Annotated in this window: 17 protein-coding genes and 1 riboswitch; of the genes, 14 read left to right on the forward strand and 3 right to left on the reverse strand. The window is 39.6% G+C overall.

The features are described 5' to 3' along the window. Nucleotides 1–186: 186 nt before the first annotated feature. The 13 genes from QZ334_RS00220 to QZ334_RS00280 all read left to right on the forward strand — a co-directional run bounded on the left by QZ334_RS00220 (nt 187) and on the right by QZ334_RS00280 (nt 14,163). On the forward strand, nt 187–615 hold the full coding sequence (locus QZ334_RS00220; protein ID WP_295220399.1) for a hypothetical protein: 429 nt from the start codon (nt 187–189) through the stop codon (nt 613–615). A 218-nt stretch (nt 616–833) separates the two neighbouring features. After that, nucleotides 834–1,352, forward strand: a complete 519-nt coding sequence (locus QZ334_RS00225) for a MarR family winged helix-turn-helix transcriptional regulator (protein ID WP_295230882.1) — start codon at nt 834–836, stop codon at nt 1,350–1,352. Nucleotides 1,353–1,512: 160 nt separating this feature from the next. Continuing rightward, a complete protein-coding gene (locus QZ334_RS00230) occupies nt 1,513–1,911 on the forward strand; it encodes a hypothetical protein (RefSeq protein ID WP_105089942.1) in 399 nt (132 codons plus the stop codon). Between the two features lie 88 nt (nt 1,912–1,999). Then, the gene (locus QZ334_RS00235) at nt 2,000–2,770 is read left to right on the forward strand and encodes a carboxymuconolactone decarboxylase family protein (RefSeq protein ID WP_295230884.1); all 771 of its coding nucleotides are present in this window, start codon (nt 2,000–2,002) and stop codon (nt 2,768–2,770) included. Nucleotides 2,771–2,779: 9 nt separating this feature from the next. Then, on the forward strand, nt 2,780–3,412 hold the full coding sequence (locus QZ334_RS00240) for a site-2 protease family protein (protein WP_295230887.1): 633 nt from the start codon (nt 2,780–2,782) through the stop codon (nt 3,410–3,412). Nucleotides 3,413–3,657: 245 nt separating this feature from the next. Then, nucleotides 3,658–3,891 (forward strand): (2Fe-2S)-binding protein, encoded by a 234-nt coding sequence (locus QZ334_RS00245; RefSeq protein ID WP_024047871.1) that lies wholly within the window; start codon nt 3,658–3,660, stop codon nt 3,889–3,891. A gap of 217 nt (nt 3,892–4,108) precedes the next feature. After that, nucleotides 4,109–5,257, forward strand: coding sequence for a glycoside hydrolase family 3 N-terminal domain-containing protein (locus tag QZ334_RS00250; RefSeq protein ID WP_295220394.1), 1,149 nt, complete (start codon nt 4,109–4,111; stop codon nt 5,255–5,257). Between the two features lie 386 nt (nt 5,258–5,643). Then, nucleotides 5,644–6,795, forward strand: a complete 1,152-nt coding sequence (fucO, locus tag QZ334_RS00255) for a lactaldehyde reductase (RefSeq protein ID WP_295230890.1) — start codon at nt 5,644–5,646, stop codon at nt 6,793–6,795. A gap of 454 nt (nt 6,796–7,249) precedes the next feature. After that, entirely contained in the window at nt 7,250–8,800 is a 1,551-nt protein-coding gene (locus tag QZ334_RS00260; protein ID WP_105089937.1) for a ClC family H(+)/Cl(-) exchange transporter, read from the forward strand. A gap of 40 nt (nt 8,801–8,840) precedes the next feature. Continuing rightward, nucleotides 8,841–9,635 (forward strand): sulfite exporter TauE/SafE family protein, encoded by a 795-nt coding sequence (locus QZ334_RS00265; RefSeq protein ID WP_227721266.1) that lies wholly within the window; start codon nt 8,841–8,843, stop codon nt 9,633–9,635. Nucleotides 9,636–10,127: 492 nt separating this feature from the next. Then, on the forward strand, nt 10,128–12,950 hold the full coding sequence (locus QZ334_RS00270) for an FAD-binding and (Fe-S)-binding domain-containing protein (protein WP_295230893.1): 2,823 nt from the start codon (nt 10,128–10,130) through the stop codon (nt 12,948–12,950). Nucleotides 12,951–13,141: 191 nt separating this feature from the next. Continuing rightward, nucleotides 13,142–13,747 (forward strand): tetratricopeptide repeat protein, encoded by a 606-nt coding sequence (locus tag QZ334_RS00275; protein WP_295230895.1) that lies wholly within the window; start codon nt 13,142–13,144, stop codon nt 13,745–13,747. Nucleotides 13,748–13,749: 2 nt separating this feature from the next. Beyond that, nucleotides 13,750–14,163 (forward strand): hypothetical protein, encoded by a 414-nt coding sequence (locus QZ334_RS00280; RefSeq protein ID WP_024064856.1) that lies wholly within the window; start codon nt 13,750–13,752, stop codon nt 14,161–14,163. Nucleotides 14,164–14,179: 16 nt separating this feature from the next. On the opposite strand, the gene QZ334_RS00285 is transcribed toward QZ334_RS00280, so the two are convergent. Beyond that, a complete protein-coding gene (locus QZ334_RS00285; RefSeq protein WP_005384984.1) occupies nt 14,180–14,557 on the reverse strand; it encodes a type II toxin-antitoxin system HicB family antitoxin in 378 nt (125 codons plus the stop codon). 9 nt (nt 14,558–14,566) lie between these two features. Further along, nucleotides 14,567–14,743, reverse strand: coding sequence for a type II toxin-antitoxin system HicA family toxin (locus QZ334_RS00290; protein WP_105093739.1), 177 nt, complete (start codon nt 14,741–14,743; stop codon nt 14,567–14,569). A gap of 247 nt (nt 14,744–14,990) precedes the next feature. Between QZ334_RS00290 and QZ334_RS00295 the strand changes: the two genes are divergently transcribed. After that, nucleotides 14,991–15,893 (forward strand): DUF3829 domain-containing protein, encoded by a 903-nt coding sequence (locus QZ334_RS00295; protein WP_295230898.1) that lies wholly within the window; start codon nt 14,991–14,993, stop codon nt 15,891–15,893. Between the two features lie 190 nt (nt 15,894–16,083). Here QZ334_RS00295 and rarD read toward each other — a convergent pair whose 3' ends face one another. Further along, the gene (gene rarD, locus QZ334_RS00300; RefSeq protein WP_295230901.1) at nt 16,084–16,980 is read right to left on the reverse strand and encodes an EamA family transporter RarD; all 897 of its coding nucleotides are present in this window, start codon (nt 16,978–16,980) and stop codon (nt 16,084–16,086) included. A gap of 246 nt (nt 16,981–17,226) precedes the next feature. Beyond that, nucleotides 17,227–17,403: riboswitch (cobalamin riboswitch) on the forward strand. The last annotated feature ends 108 nt before the right edge of the window (nt 17,404–17,511 follow it).

Here is a 17,511-nt window from a genome sequence, read left to right on the forward strand (position 1 = left end):
AACTAGAAGAGGCCACATTTTACTAACTAGCTAATTAAACCAAGTATATTGACAAAAATAGATATAGAGTTTACAATATTAATTGTATAAAATTATATTTTTAGCTTTTGGTTTTATTGAGTATTCATATGTGAGCAGCTACTTAAAGTTTTAAATCTATATAGCTTATTATAGAAGGAGAATATTATGAATTTACATGGTATTGCAAAGGGGAAATCCTTTGAAAAAACTATTGAGATGTTAAAGAACGCAGAAATTAACGGTGCTAATCAATATTTCACCATGTATTTTTTAGCTAAAGAGCTTGGTTATGATGCAATTGCTGATGCAATCTATAAAAATGCTGCAGAAGATGCAGCACATGGCGGAATTTATAGCCATTTATTAGGCGATGGTCCTGCTACAAAGGAAGACTTCATTAAGATGGTCATTAATTTCTACAAGGCTGAAGCGTCTGCAGATACGATCCTTACGAAATTAGCTGATGAAGTTCGCAATTCTAATGAAGAGGGTGCTCATAAAATTGCTGAATTAATTGAACATTCTATTCCAGAAGAATTAGATCATGCTAAACGTCTTGAAGAAGCGATGTCCGCATGTGGTATTGAATTCTAATATAAAAAAATTTTATTAATAGGTTCACAGTTTTATGGTGTGATTTCTGCCCATAAATTCTATAGATGCACTCATTTTCTTAATAAAAAAGAAAAAATATATTAATTAATTGACAAATTTAAAAATTTGTGGACAAAGTAGATTTTTTACGTTGACTGCTTGCTGTAGAATTGTGTACAATTAATTTGTAGATTATTGTGTGCATATGGAGGTAGAATATGGCAGAAATTGGCGTACTGGAAGGTTACAAACATAAAGAAGATGTACCTGATGCAGAGTACATGAAATTAGACAACCAATTGAGCTTCCCACTTTATGTAGTGGCGAAGGAAATTGTTAATGCATATCGCAGTCACTTAGATCCGTTAAATTTGACATATACTCAATACATCGTAATGATGGCATTGTGGCAATATGGTGATTTGTCCGTTAAAGAACTAGGTCAAGTATTGCGCCTTGATTCTGGTACATTAACACCACTTTTAAAGAAATTAGAAGCTAAAGCATTCTTAAAGCGTAAGCGTAGTCGTCAAGATGAACGTGTCGTTATGGTAACCCTTACTGATACTGGTAAAGCATTACGTGACGAAGCTGTTCATGTACCGCGCCGCTTGTCTGAATCTGCAGGTCCGATTTTCGACGTAGAAGAAACGCGTCAATTGCGCATGTTGCTTAACAAATTGTTAGACGCAATCGATAACGCTAATGCTAGAACAGCAGAGAAGCTTAAGCGCTAATGTAGTGTACTTTAGTAAGATCTCATATGCATACATTCTGTAATTTAATATATCTAATATTTTCATAAAATGTGATATACTATACATATAACGTATTGTACTGAGGTCATGTGAGATATGACCTGTTCGTGAGATGCCGTTCAGGCAAAAGGAGAGCATTATGAATAAAAATTTATTAGGCGCATTTGTATTAGCCGGTACATTATTAGTTGGTGGTGTTGCTAACGCAGCAAACTGGAATGGTTTAGCTAACTATCCAGAGGTTCCAAACAGTGCAAATGGTTCTGAAACATACTTCTTTGATAAAGCATCCCAATTCAGTGGTATTGATAGTAGCCGTAACTATGTATTCGGCATTAATGTAGTGAATATGCATAACAACCAATATGGTGAAGCTACATTGTTCAAATACATTGTTCACCCAAGCTTGCATACTGTATATCGTTTCTCTCCAGATGGTCAAGCGTACCAAATCACTCCTGGTTCTAATGAATACAACATGTTCTTGGCTGCTTGGAAAGAAGTATACGGCACTGATTTCTCTTTCCCAGCTTTATAATTTGATGGCGCAAGCCGTAATAATTACATAACTATTGCTGGTGAAAGCTCCTTTGGGCTTTCACCAGTGTTGTTTATGGAGGTTTCCTATGTCTAAATCTGAATTTGCTCAAGCCTATACGGAGCGCATGTTCCCTGATATTGCAGCCCCTGCAGGTTATATCGACCCTGAGTTTGAAGTATTGTTTGATAATTTTGCCTTTGACGAAGTTATTACCGAAGAGGGTCGCAATGTGCCTGCCAAGGATCGTTTCTTGGCTATCCTTGCTACATTAGTGGGTGTATCTGCCGTCGATGAATATGCGTTGATGCTACCAGCAGCACTTAACTTTGGCTTGATTCCCGATGAAGTAATAGAGCTCCTTTATCAAGCTGTGCCATATCTTGGCATCGGTCGTGTGCGTCCATTCTTTAAGGTCACAAATAAGATTTTTGACTATCGTGGGGAAACTGTTGTAGATCCATCTCGCAGCACAATCACTAGTGAGTCTCGCCTTGAAAAGGGCGTTGAAAAGCAAGTTGAAATCTTTGGTGAGTCTATCCGTAATTCTTACCAAGAAGGCCCTGAAGAGACACGTCATATCAAGAAATGGCTTGCTAATATGTTCGGTGACTACTACACGCGTAAAGGCTTGAGTGTGGCTCATCGCGAAATGATTACCTTCTGTTTCTTAGCGGCTCAAGGTGGCTGTGAACCTCAGCTTAAGGCTCACGTAGAAGGCAATTTGAACGTAGGCAACAGTAAACAATATTTGATTAACATCGCATCCCAATGCGTGCCGTACATCGGCTACCCTCGTACATTGAATGCTCTTCGTTGCATTCAAGAAGGCTTTACTGCATGGGAAGCTAAACAATAAAGGAGTTTTATGTTATTTTCTGGTATTAGTTTAACGATGATTTTGGCGTCCATACCAGCGCTTATCATCGCAGCTGCAGGACATGAATTTGCTCATGCTAAGGTAGCTGATATGCTCGGCGATTCTACGCCACGCTCTATGGGGCGATTGACATTGAATCCCGTGGCACATCTCGATCTAATTGGCTCTATAGCCTTCCTTATCGGTGGCTTTGGATGGGCTAAGCCCGTAATGATTGATCCATCTAATTTCCGCGATCCTCGCACAGATTCAACTTTAGTATCTATTGCGGGGCCGGCATCTAATGTGTTGATGGCCTTTTTAGGCTACTTAGCTCTTCGTTTTCTTGAAAGCTATGGCTTGTTGACGAATGAATCATTAGAATTAATACTGACACTGATTGTTGTATATAATATTAACTTTGCCATTCTTAATATGATGCCAATACCACCATTGGATGGCAGTCGTATTATTACAAGCTTATTACCTGGTAATTGGCAATTTACATTAGAACGTTTAAGCTTTGTAAGCTTGATTTTGCTGATCTTGGTACTTAATACACCAATTGCTAGTAAGATTTTCATTCCATTACAACAAACTATTTTGCAATTGTTTGAGCGTATCGTAAACGTTATTTTGTAAGCGTTATATGGTAAGGACTTTAGTTCATCTTCCTCACTATATTAAAAAGTATCGATATAATTCGATAAGTATGATATACTAAGTATAGAAATCGTAAATTTTCGATATATTGGTGTTTCAGGTATCGCTAGACACGATTGATATAGCAGTTTTATCTACTATTTTGATATGTCTATGGATACATCAAATTGAAACTTTCAATTAATACAGATATAGATATTCAAGTGAATAGAAGAGGAATACATATGGATTTTGAAGAAAACCAAGTGCCAGAGGCGATTCTGGACAAGCTTACAAAGGTGTGTACATGCCGTAGCATTACACGTAAAACGATTAAGGAAGCCATTTTGAATGGTGCTCATACATTTCCTGAGGTAAAAGAAGCAACACGTGCCGGCACAGGTGCTTGCGGTGGTAAAGGCTGTGGCCCTCGCATCGTAAAGCTCTTAGCAGAAATGAAAGAGCAAGGTAAAATTTAAAACTAAGCAAAATTTAAGACTAAGCAAAAGTTAAGCGTAAATTTACTCTTAACTCATATAAAGACTATTACTTGGAATCAATACGGTATGTATTCGTAGGTTTTGAGTAATAGTCTTTTTTACGCTCACGATGCACTACATGTATTGGCCTTGTTGGGGTTGTCTTTATTATTTGATATACTATACATAATACTTTTTAGAGATTTTGGAGGTATATATGTTTCGACGTATCGTAGCGGCTACGATGATTGGCGCATTGGCGCTTACAACGGGCTGCGGTTTACATAATCCATTTACTTCTAAAGCAGAGCCTGTAACCTATGAATCTGTGGCACAGAGCGAGCTTTCACCAGAGGAAAAGGTGGATAAATTAGTAGCTAATATGTCTGATGCAGACAAGGTGGGCCAATTGTTGATGATTGGCATCCATGGCAAGACCTTGAACGATGATGCGAAGTTTATGCTCAATGAGTACCGCGTGGGCGGCATCATCTTGTTTGACCGCAATATGGAGTCCAAGGATCAAGTGAAATCGCTCATTACAGATATTAATAAAACTGGTAAAAGTGCCGGTTTAACACCATTGTTCATCGGCATCGACCAAGAGGGGGGCGCGGTGGCGCGCATGGAGGATCAGCTCATCAAGGTTCCTCCTGCAGAAGAATTAGGTAAGGAGCCTATTGAACAAGCGGTATCCTTGGCCAAACAGTCTGGCACGGAACTTAAAGACTTGGGATTCAACATTAATTTTGCTCCTGTAGCGGACTTGGGATTAACCTATGGCCGTTCCTTTAGTACGAACCCTGATGAGGTCGTACGCTATGCCAGTGCAGTAGGCAAGGCCTATGATGAAGCGGGCTTGTGGTATTCTTACAAACACTTCCCAGGTATTGGTAAAACGGATGTCGATTTACATGCTGATACCAGTGTTGTGCCAGTGTCTAAAGAGACATTGTTGAATGAAGATACAAAGGTATTTGTAGACCTCATTAAACAGTCTAAACCGAATACATATGCAATTATGGTGTCTCATGCGATGTATCCTCAAATCGATCCAGACCATCCATCTAGTCTATCTAAAGCTATCATTACAGACTGGTTGCGCAAGGATATGGGCTATAACGGCGTTGTCGTAACGGATGATATGGATATGGGCGCTCTTGCAAAACACTACACCTTTGGCGATATGGCGGTTCAATCTATCTTGGCTGGCAGCGATATCTTGCTCGTATGTCACGAGTACGAACACATGCAAGAAGCGTACAATGGCCTTATGAAAGCCGTAAAAGACGGCCGAATCTCTAAAGAACGACTCGATGAATCTGTGAAACGGATTTTGCTTATGAAGATAACTAAAATTTCTTAGACTATTTGTTTTTGTTGCAGGAATTAATTAACCATATAACGAATATAGAAAGTGGAAGTACTATTCATTGAAATCGCATCTGAGTTGACACTCGAGGGAGAACTTTGTTATAGTTATTACACAGAGAAACTGTGCGAAGCTTACGGGCAACGTACAACGCTCGTCGACTCAAGGGTCGGCGAGCTTTTTTGTTTGTAGGAGGGACTTATGTCTAAGCCGTTTAAGTCTTTAGATTCCCTATTACGCTTGATGAGAAAACGAAATATTACAATGATTATATAGTGTATACATAACACAGTTTCAAGGATTTTAATAAACCGATAGAGAATTACTTAGTATAGTTATTCTCTATCGGTTTATTTTTTATTCGTTAGGAGTGAATGTATATGGCTCGGAGAATTATGTTGAACGGTACGTCCTATTTTGGGCAAGGGGCGATTCAGGAGATTGTGAACGAAATTAAGAATCGCCATTTTAAAAAGGTTCTTGTTACGTCTACACCTGATTTATTTGAGTTTAAGGTAGCTACAAAGGTAACAGACCTACTTGATGCGGCAGGTATTGCTTATGATGTATATGACAATATTAAGCCGAATCCAACCATTGAAAACGTAACATCTGGTGTGGCAGCTTGTAAGGCGGCCGGTGCTGAAGCTATCGTTGCTGTAGGCGGTGGCAGTGCTATTGATACAAGTAAAGCTATTGCTACGATTATTACAAATCCTGAGTTCGGCGATGTGCGTAGTCTTGAAGGCGTGGCACCTACGAAACATCCATGCTTGCCGATTATTGCTGTGTCTACCACATCTGGTACGGCCGCTGAGGTTACTATTAACTACGTTATTACAGATGTTGAAAAGAACCGCAAATTTGTATGTGTTGACCCTCATGACATTCCAATCGTAGCCATCGTGGACCCTGATATGTCCGCATCGATGCCAACTGGTCTTTGCGCATCTACCGGCATGGATGCCCTCGTTCATGCCGTAGAAGGTTACATTACTAAAGGTGCGTGGGAACTCACTGATATGCTTCATTTGAAAGCTATTGAAATTATCGGTCGCTCCTTGCGTAGCGCTGTAGCTGGTGACTTCGCAGGTCGTGAAGCTATGTCCCTTGGTCAATATATAGCAGGTATGGGCTTCTCCAATGTAGGCCTTGGTATTGTTCACTCCATGGCACATCCATTGAGTGCTGTGTACGATATCCCTCATGGTAAAGCGTGTGCTATGCTTTTAACAGCAGTCTTGAAATTCAACGCTCCTGCAACAGGCGAAAAATATCGTGAAATTGCTCGCGTTATGGGCGTTCCTGATGTAGACGGTATGGATCAAGACACATATCGTCAAGCTGCTATCGATGTGATCCAAAAGCTAGCTGACGATGTAGGCATTCCTAAATCCCTTAGCGAAGCTGGTGTAAAACGAGAAGATATTCCATTCCTCGCTGAATCTGCTTTCAACGATGCGTGTACGCCAGGCAACCCACGGGATGCATCTAAAGAAGAAATTATCGGTATTTACGAATCCATATTCTAAGGAATTTTAAGATTTGATAGCATATAGTGTTTTATGATGTATAGGATTTAATACTATAATATGGTATCAATATTTAGACTAGTTTAAATATTTTACTAGTCTAAATAATCTAATAGTCTAAATGATGCCGAGCTCTGGCCCTAAGAACTTTACATCTTTAGAATCTTTACATATTGCATATGCTTCCGAATATGTAAAGAAAATACATTTACACACTTGCTTAACAAAACTAGCCATCTCGTTTTAGAGGTGGCTAGCTTTGCGTTTGAAGGACTATCTATTGTGTTGTGACTCAGATTTTTATCATCGCGTTAAGTGAGATAGCTGTTTGATACGTAATCCTTTCTTGAAAATGGTGGTTTACATAAGTATACTAAGGATATGAATACATAGTTCGGTTGTATATATGTTATTAGATAATAAATCAGATTCGGTCAGTGCTAAGGAGGATGTTATGAAGCTATGGAAATTTAATAAGCGTAGTTCTACCTTAGCAGATATGTCCATGAATCGTATGTTGTTGACGGAGCTCATTGCAAAGGGCGCTCTTGTGGGCGTGATTGCAGGCTTTTGTGGTGCTACATATCGTTATTTAATCCTTGAGTCAGAGCATATTCGTTGGCATTTGATGGACGGCATTACTCTGGAGTGGGCCATAGGCTGGCTTGTGATGATGGTCATCTTTGCCTTTATCGTAGATCGATTGCTCGCGTGGGCTCCATTATCTGGTGGTTCTGGTATTCCTCAAATCGAAGGGGAAATGCTAGGCCTCTTTGATATGAAACCGTATCGGACACTAGTTTCCAAGATGATTGGCGGCGTATTGACAGGGTTTGCAGGCTTTTCTGTAGGCCGTGAAGGTCCAGCCGTACAAATCGGTGGCTCTGCCGGCAAGATCGTGTCCTATTGGATGAATTCAGGACTGCGTGAGCAGCGCATCTTGACCTCTGCTGGTGCAGGGGCGGGCTTAACAGCTGCCTTTAGTGCACCTGTATCGGGAGCGATGTTCGTCTTTGAAGAGGTCCATAAAAGCTTTTATCCGTACCTCGTTGTACCAACCTTTGTGGCTACCTTGATTTCTAATTACATTACGGTTAGTATCTTCGGCCTAGAACCGGCCCTTGGATTTTCGGTAACCTCCGGTGTCCCTCTTGAGTACTTCCCAGTCCTTCTTATGGTGGGCGTTATCATGGGGCTTTGTGGGGTGCTATTCTGTCGCATGATCTTTGCATTTAAGAAGTTCTTTGACTGGCTCAAATGCTCTCGGTTCTTGAAATTAGCCCTTACCTTTGTGGCCGTAGCGGCCATCGGCTTTGATTCTCAGCTCCTCTTAGGTGGTGGCAATGATTTAGTTGGTCATCTTGCTTTTCAATCTCATGGTGTCCTGCTTCTAGGGGGCATCGTATTAGGCAAGATTTTGCTTACCACCTTCTGCTATGGCAGTGGTGCGCAAGGCGGTATATTCTTGCCAATGCTCGTTATAGGTGCTTCGGCAGGTGCCTTTTGTGAAAGCTTGCTTTCATCTGTGGGCATTATTTCTCCTGATTTTGTACCACAATTCGTTATTTGCGCCATGGGCGGTATGCTAGCGGCGGCTATGCGAACCCCAATTTTGGCGATTTTACTAGTCCTTGAAATGACGAATAGCTTCTCTAATATTTATGCCATCGGTACCGTTACCATCGTGGCCTACCTTGTGGCAGAGCTGTTAAAAGAACCGCCTATTTACGATTCTTTATTACAAGCTATGAGTGGTCAAAACAATTTAGAATCTGTACAAACCTTCTTCCAAACGAAGGTGCCTGTAGTGGCAAATTATACAGATGTACAACTACAAGACTTGGCCTTGCCAGATGGGACATTAATTGTTAGCATACGCCGTAACGGTACATACATTGTGCCACTTGGCGATGTGAAACTCGAACCGGGCGACGAACTACAAGTCTCTTGTGAACGAGGACGATTAAAAGCAGCGAAAGAATTTTTCCAATCGAATCAGTTATAGCAAAGAGATTTTTCCAATCTAAGTAAAGGGAGGCCTTATAATGCTGGATAACATTATAGTATTTTATATCTTCTTTACCATAGTTGGCTTTTTAGCTGCTATGCTGGGCACCATCATCGGTGCTGGTGGAGGGCTTGTATTTGTACCTCTCTTTATGTATTGGTTCCCTGAGTGGTCTCCATCTATGATTGTAGGTACATCGCTATTTTCTGTTATGTGTAATGCCATTTCTGGATCCATTGCGTATATTAAACAGAAAAAGGTACTTATCAGCGCAGCCATTGTATTTAGTTTAGCAACTTTACCAGGCGCCATTTTAGGGGCTCAAATGTCTGGTTGGTTCTCTGGTAAGGGCTTTATGTTTGCCTTTGGGTGCTTTATGCTCTGTGCTTCAGGTTTGATTGGGTTTAAGAATTTCCGAAAAGGGGAGCGGAAGGAAGAAAGCCTTACCCTTGATCAGCTAACCTATAGCAAGCCTATCGGTATTAGCATTAGCTTTTTTGTAGGATTTATCTCCAGTATCTTTGGTATCGGCGGTGGCCTCATCCATGTGCCTGCCTTGATTTATCTCATGGGTTTCCCAACCCATATGGCTACGGCTACGAGCCAATCTATCCTTGCTGTATCTACAACGATAGGTGTTATAACACATTTAATCGAAAATCATATCGTCTTTAGCATTGCTATCCCTACTAGCATTGGTGCTATCTTTGGTGCTCAAGCAGGGGCGCGCATCGCTAAACGTTTGAAAGCAAAATCTATCCTTGCCCTTATGAGTGTTGCCGTCTTTGCATTGGCGGTACGCCTTATTCTTAAATCTGGTATTCTTGGATAATATAAGCCCTCTAGAGGTTACTCGAAAGAGTTATTACTAGAGGTCTTTTTATATGTAAAGAAACTATGAATGAGCGTATTAGGCAGGCAATATAAAAAGGTATGAGTAAAAGTCATAACTAAATATAAATGAGAACGAGAAAACAAAAAAATAAATTATACTGAATTTATGCATAATTTTTGCAAACTATTTCCTATAGAATTATATGCAGTGTAACTCATGTTTTATGGGATGTTTAGCACTCATTTGTTATGGCGTTATGAATATGCTTAGTAAATAAAATAGTTTTAATATAACATATGAAAAGATGAGTACATGATAATGCTATTGAGATGCACTTTCAACTAAAGGAATAAAAAAGCAATGCATATCGAGAATTATTAGAAGAGATATAATTTATGCATAATTATAGTAGTGAGAATGAGAACGGCGTATACTAAATATTAGACAATATAAGACGAATTCCTTAAGAGAGGATAGGAGGAAATATAAGTGAGTACGCTTACTAGAGATTATGAACGTTTTGCCAAGGAGGCAAAAGAGATTTGTAAAGATCGTGTGTATACCGATCATTTACGTCGTTATGCATATGGCGTTGACGCGTCCTGCTATAGCTATTTACCAAAGGTTGTTGTAAAGGCTGAAGATGAACGCGAAGTACGACGCCTTATTCGTTTGTGCCAACAATGTGGTACACCATTTACATTCCGTGCGGCCGGTTCTTCTTTGTCTGGTCAATGCTCCAGTGAAGACGTGCTCATCGTATGTAATGATGGCTTCAAAAAAATGGAAGTTATCGACGATGGCAAGGCTTTAAAATGCGAATGTGGTGTTATCGGTTCTGATGCCAACGATTTATTGAAACCATACAACCGCAAAATCGGTCCAGATCCTGCTACGCTTGCAACAGCATTAGTAGGTGGTATTTTGAACAATAACTCCTCTGGTATGTGCTGTGGTACGGCTCAAAACTCCTATAAAACAATCCGTTCCATCCGCGTTGTATTGCTAGACGGTACTGTTCTTGATACATCGGACAAAAAATCCATTGAACAATTCCTTCGTGAAAAACCTCAAATGGTAGAAGAAATCTTGCAATTGCGCAAAGAAATCTTAGCCGACGAAGAATTGACTCATTTGATTCATCACAAATACAAAATCAAAAATACTACAGGCTATGGCTTGAACTCCCTTGTTGATTTCGAAGACATCATCGACATCATCAATCACTTGTTTATCGGTTCTGAAGGTACATTGGGCTTCGTATCTGAAATCGTGTACAACACTGTTGAAGACGTACCTCATAAAGGTTGCGGTCTCATGTTCTTCAAAACATTGAACGATGCATCCTTGGCCGTTGTGGCCTTGGCTAATATGGGCCGCGATAAGGTTGTAGCTGCAGAAATGATGGACTATCAATCCTTGAAAGCCGTTCAAACTCTTGAAAATGTACCAGACTTCGTTCGTGAAGTGCCAGAAGGTACAAGCGCTATCTTGTTCCAAACTGAAAGCTACTCCAAAGAAACTGTAGATGAAAATTTAGCTTTCATTAAAGATAAATTGAAAGACATCCCAACAGCTATCCCAAGTCTTTATTCTCAAGATCCTAAGGAATACGATTCTTGGTGGGCTATCCGTAAAGGTATCTTGCCAATCGTTGGTGGTCAACGTAGAAAAGGTACTACTGTTATCACAGAAGACGTTTGCTTCCAAATCGAAGACTTCACTAAAGGCATCGAAATGCTTACTGAATTATTCCACAAATACGATTTCGTAGACGGTGGCGTAATCTTCGGTCATGCTTTGTCTGGTAACGTTCACTTTAACATTACACCTGACTTCAGCGACCCTAAAGATACTAAGAACTTCGGCGACTTGGTAAAAGAAATGTCCGAACGCGTATCTGGTTTCGGTGGTTCTTTGAAAGCCGAACATGGTACAGGCCGCATGGTAGCACCATTCGTTGAAATGGAATGGGGCAAAAAAGCGTACGAAATCAACCGTCGCATCAAAGCCATCTTTGACCCTGAACGCATCTTGAACCCTGATGTTATGATTACTGATGACCCAGATGTGTACAAGAAAAACCTTAAAGCTCAATGCGTTATCGATGATGCTTTCACAATCTGTATGGAATGTGGTTTCTGTGAAAAACATTGTCCAAGCCGTAACTTAACATTGACTCCACGTCAACGTATCGCATTGTTGCGCGAAACTAAACGCCTTGAAAACGAAGGTAACTTCACATTGGCATCTGAACTTAGAAAAGGTTACGAATACTTCGGCGTAGATACTTGTGCTGCTTGCTCTATGTGTAAAGGTCTTTGCCCACTCAGCATCGATACTGCTCAAATCGCATTGTCCATGCGCCGCATCGATCCACCTGCACCAGAATTGGCTAAGAAAATTTATGATAACTTCTCCACAACACTTCAAATGTGCCGTGCCGGTGTAAGCCTAGAAGGTATTGCAGGTTCTATCATTACACAAAAAGCGATTTCTAAGATTACTGAAGGTTTGCATGGCGTAACTGGTGTTACACCATATGTTCCTAAAACAACACCTAAGGCTAATCGCTATAAATTGAAAAACCGTATTAAACCAACTAACTTTGAAAAGGTTGTATACTTCAGTACTTGTGCGAACCGCGCATTTAAACCTAACCAAGGTTATGATGATGATCGCAGCTTACAACAAGTAGTGGAAAGCCTTTGCAACAAGGCTCATATCGATATTATTTATCCAGAACATATCGAAAACCTCTGCTGTGGTTTGAGCTTTGAAAACTATGATGACGTTCATGAACGTGCTGTTAAAGACTTGCACGATGCATTGATGAAAGCATCTCAAAATGGTAAATATCCAATCATGATTGACCATAGTGCGTGCTTCAATCATGCATTCAAACATATGCCAGACTTAGAAATCAACGATATTTCTGAATTCTTGTGCAAATATGTTGTGCCTCATCTTGACATTGAAAAATGCGATGAACGCGTAATCGTACACAAACAATGTAAGATTAAATCTTTGAACAAATCTCAATACATTGAAGACTTGGCTCGCCTCTGTACAGACCATGTATTCAACATTAAATCCTTCGCATGCGACGGCTTTGCTGGTCAAAAAGGTTTCTTCACACCAGAACTTAACAAATCTGCTACAAAAGACCTTGCTGGTGAAATTGCTGAATACGGCGCTACACTAGGTGTAAGCTCTAGTTCCACATGTGAAATTGGTCTTGGTGAAAGCGGTGGCATCCCATTCGTAGGCGTTGCATTCCTATTAGACCGTTGCTCTAAAGCAAAAAAATAAGATTTATAACATTACCTACCATATAACGAAAAAGGACGAGTTGCGGCTCGTCCTTTTTTGTATATAGTTTTGGTATAATTGTAATGGTATTAAATAAATTATAAGTTACTACTACATATTGTAATCATATTAAATAATGAATATATACGACATAATGTGGTTGTATTATATAGATAATATAGAGGTATGGTATGAAATATATTCTATTATGTCTTTGTTTGCTTAGCCTATTAGGTTGTGGCACAGAGACTAAGACCCAACAAGACTCTAAACCTACAACAGCTAACGAACAAGCTAAAATAGAGCAAGGTCAAGATGCTCACGTAATGGCAGCTAAGCAGGCTTTATCCTCTGGCGATTATGCTAAAACCATCGAGGAAGCATCAGCTTCTATTAAGGATAATCCTAATAATGCAGAGGCGTACTCCATCCGTGGCTTCGCTACGGCGTTAAATGGTGATACAGCTAAGGGCTTAACAGATACTAAAAAATCATATGACCTAGATCCTAATAATGTAGCGAACTACTACAACATGGCTATGGTGTACAAATTACAAGGCCAATTAAATGAGTCTAAACAATGGTTTGAAAAGGTATTAGAAAAGGACCCTAGTAACACCTGGTCTGTGTATGGCATTGCTACTATTTATGCAGACCAAGGGGATGATACGAAGGCCCTTGATTGGCTTGAAAAAGCAATTAACATTGATCCATCTGTGAAAGCTGTGGCCGCTGAACAAGACCATTTTGAACGCTTTCACAATAATGCGCGATTTAAAACATTAGTAGGATTATAGGCATGGATGTGAAACAGATGATTCGCCTTATTATAAAGGCGATAGGATTTATATATTGGTTTGTTTTTCTATACCTTGGTGGTTTAATGGTCGTAGACTGGTCAGGGTTTATGTCCCAACATAATATAGAAACACCTCTATTCCTTACATACTTAGTATTTGTAGGATGTTTTGTAACACCGTATATTATGCTGTACTGGAAGAAGCTAAATCCTAATGTGAAAGTTCCATTTTTAGTGCGCCATCTCTCCGAATTTATGGCGCGATTAGAAGATTGCCATAGCATATGGTTTGATGTGCTATATGTACTAAAATTATTGCTCTATTTCGTAACAATTCTGTGGATGCTTTGTATCATATTACTCACCTTAGCAGTTATTGCGTGGACAGTAGTCCTAATTTTGCTGAGCAATTGATGAGGTAAATTTACATTCACATTGTTTTTTCTACTAATGCTTCTTGTAAAAGTTGAGAAAAATTAATTCCTTTAGCTAGCGCTCGATCATTTAGCCATGCAGGAATTGTTAAGGTTTTCTTTACGGATTTACTATTTTTAGCTAAATCAATATCTGTTTGTACTAATGTAGGATACGTTGTATCCGTACAAGGTAAGTTGCGAATAGATGTAGGTGTAGGTAAACTTTCCCCATCTTCTAAAGCTCCTAAAATATACAATTCCATAGCCTCTTGCGCATTAGTTACGAGCTCTGTTAACGTTGAGCCTGTACTGCTAGTATATTCTAAGTCTGGAAACTCAGCCCAGAAACCATCAGCATCATCATGGATTATAGCAGGGTATATAAATTTCATAGGTCCTCCTCATTTTAGTCCTGTACGTTTTAAAATTGCATTTAATAAACCGACAGGTACATCTTTTCCGTGTACGGCAATTACTTCAACTCGATTATCTTTTTTCAAACGATGATGACTGCCGCGTTGCCGTACATCCTTCCAGCCGTTTTTGAGTAGCAGTTTTAGTAGATCTTTATCTTTCATATGCTCTCCTTTTATGGTAACACGTGTACACGTATAATACAATTGTTAGGAGTTATATATTCTTATTTATAGTTTAACCGTATATAAAGGAAAACAGGGGTGACCATTGGTCACTCCTGATTCTATTAGTCACTTGACAAACTAGATGTATGCGTTGCGTGCATTAATTCTATTTATATAAATTATATTGGTATATAATTAAGGTATATAAATAGAGTTGTATATTGATGAAAGGAGAGAATTCATCATGAAACCATTGGGTAAACGGATTGCAATGGCTGTGTTGTGTGCGGTTACATTGACATCTCCCTTATTGTTGAGCGGTTGTAGTATGTCGGAGCTATGGCAGGGCACTGAACAGAGTCGCAAGGAAATTGCGCAGCGGTCTGAGCAGGATCAGGTACAATTGTTTAATCAATATGTAAAAGCTGTAAGCCGATTTAATCGCATGGCTGTAATGTTTGATTATGCGAATAGGCCAACTCTTAATGAGTTAAAAGCGGGGCAGCATTTAACTGTATTTAATGCACCAAACTTTAAACAGCTACAAAAAGAATTAGAAGAGGCTAAGCAAGCAGGTGTTCCTTATGATGAAATGAAGGAGCCTTTAGATAAGCTACTTTCAAAATTGAACGAAATAACACCGGTTGCGGAAGAGCTCGATGCATACTATAAATCTAAAGGGTATACTACAGATAACTATGCTAAGGAGCAACAATTAGGTCCTAAATATGTTCAGTTATATGAACAATTTATTCCTATTTATGCTGACTTTGATAATTTAATGCATAAGATTAACACGGACCGATTGCAACAACGATTACAACAATTGCGCGATGCAGGTAAGAAAAATGCAGCCGCTGCACAAGAGGTTTCTTTGCGACTTACTGCAGTCCTAGAAAAGCTAGATAGTGAAAAAGAACCAGATGTAAATGCGATCAATCAAGAGCTACAAGCTATTGGTGATTTAGCGAATGGGATTTCTAGCCCTAAGTATGACCCTGTTAAGACCTCTGTAAACTCTACGATTGGTGCGATCCGTACCTATATGGGATCCAAACAAGATAACGATTATAAACATATGGTTGAGGCCTATAACCGTTATATTTCCAATATGAATACAACTAATATGAATGAATTGGATCAATAGAGTTAATACGTTTTAAGATGGATACGTTATATATGAGTTAATATAAGTATGAGCATCATATAAGCGTAACTTAGTGTGGATATTATATAAGCATAAGTTAATGTAAGTATTATATATAAAAAGCTGTATCGAATGAGGATATCATTTGATACAGCTTTTTTAGTTGATTATTATATTGTTAGTATATTACTTACTTTTTTAGGCTAATGCGCGTTGTAATTTGATTTGACAATGAAAACAACACTAAGGCTATCCAGATACAACCAAAGGCGATCATTTGTGGTGTACCAAAGCTTTCACCAAAGTAGAAAATAGCTAGCAACAAGGCAATGGTAGGGGAGACATATTGTAGGAAGCCTAGTAGGTTGAGCGGCAATAGTTGGGCTCCATAGGAGAATAGCACCAATGGAACCGATGTTGTTAGACCGCAGGCTATGAGTAGCATGGACGTATACCAGTCTGTGCTGAAATAGGACCATACTGTATTATCGATCATGATCGTATAGAGTAAGGCTAGCGGTGTTAATAGCCAAGCCTCAAAGGCGATGCTCGTAAAGGGAGAGATGAGTAGTTTCTTTTTGACGACCCCATAGAGGCCAAAGGAAACGGCGAGGATCATCGACACTAACGGCAAGGATCCCACTTGATAGGTGAGCAAGGCGATGCCGATGGTAGCGATGAGAACACTTAGCTTTTTTGGTACAGATAGAACCTCTTTAAATAGGATGACACCTAACACCACATTGAAGAGTGGGTTGATGTAATAGCCAAGGCTCGTGTCCATAACTTGGTTGTTGGCGATGGCCCAAATGTAGGTAAACCAATTTACGCTGATGATGACTGATGCCATCAACAGTAGTAATAGTTGTGAACGCTGTTCTTTTAGTAATTGAAAGTCCTTTTTGAACTGTTTAAAATGTAGGCCAAATACGACGATGGCCATGCAAATGCCTGACCAGATAATGCGCTGTGCCAGTATATTATATGGTGAAACATGGTTTAATAATGCCCAATAGAGAGGGAGTAAGCCCCAGATGATATAGCAACTAAGGGCTGTTATTAGACCTTTTTTACTTGTATGCTCCATAATGCCTCCTTGTGATTGTATTCATTATATCACGCATTGTGGGTGCGTTTGTGCGTGGGCTTAGATCTTATGATGATTTGTACTCGATTTATAACTCGATTTGCAGACAATGAATACGTATATTTGAAAGTGATGAGTTTTTGTCATTTTAAATATGCATTAGTTATAACCTAAAATTTGATACTTATGATTAACTGTTATGTTCATTGACTTTGTGCATAATCTTACACTATATTGGTCTTAGAACAACGAATATAGAGAATAGGTGTCGCAAGACTTAATAGAGAAATCGGTACAAGCCGATGCGGTCCCGCCACTGTAAGGACGAGCCTGCTTTCAAAAATGTCACTGGAGCAATCTGGGAAGGCGAAAGCAAGGCGATGAGCCCGAGCCAGGAGAACTGCCTATTTGATAATCACCGTTATGTACCTACGAGCGATAGGAAGGGGATTGAAGTATGCTGGTTTCAGTGTTTTTTGGCATACTTTTCAACAAGGAACCTTACGTGTCACTTTTGGGTGGCACGTTTTT

It is taken from the genome of Veillonella sp., assembly GCF_019414865.1.
Lineage (GTDB): Bacteria > Bacillota > Negativicutes > Veillonellales > Veillonellaceae > Veillonella.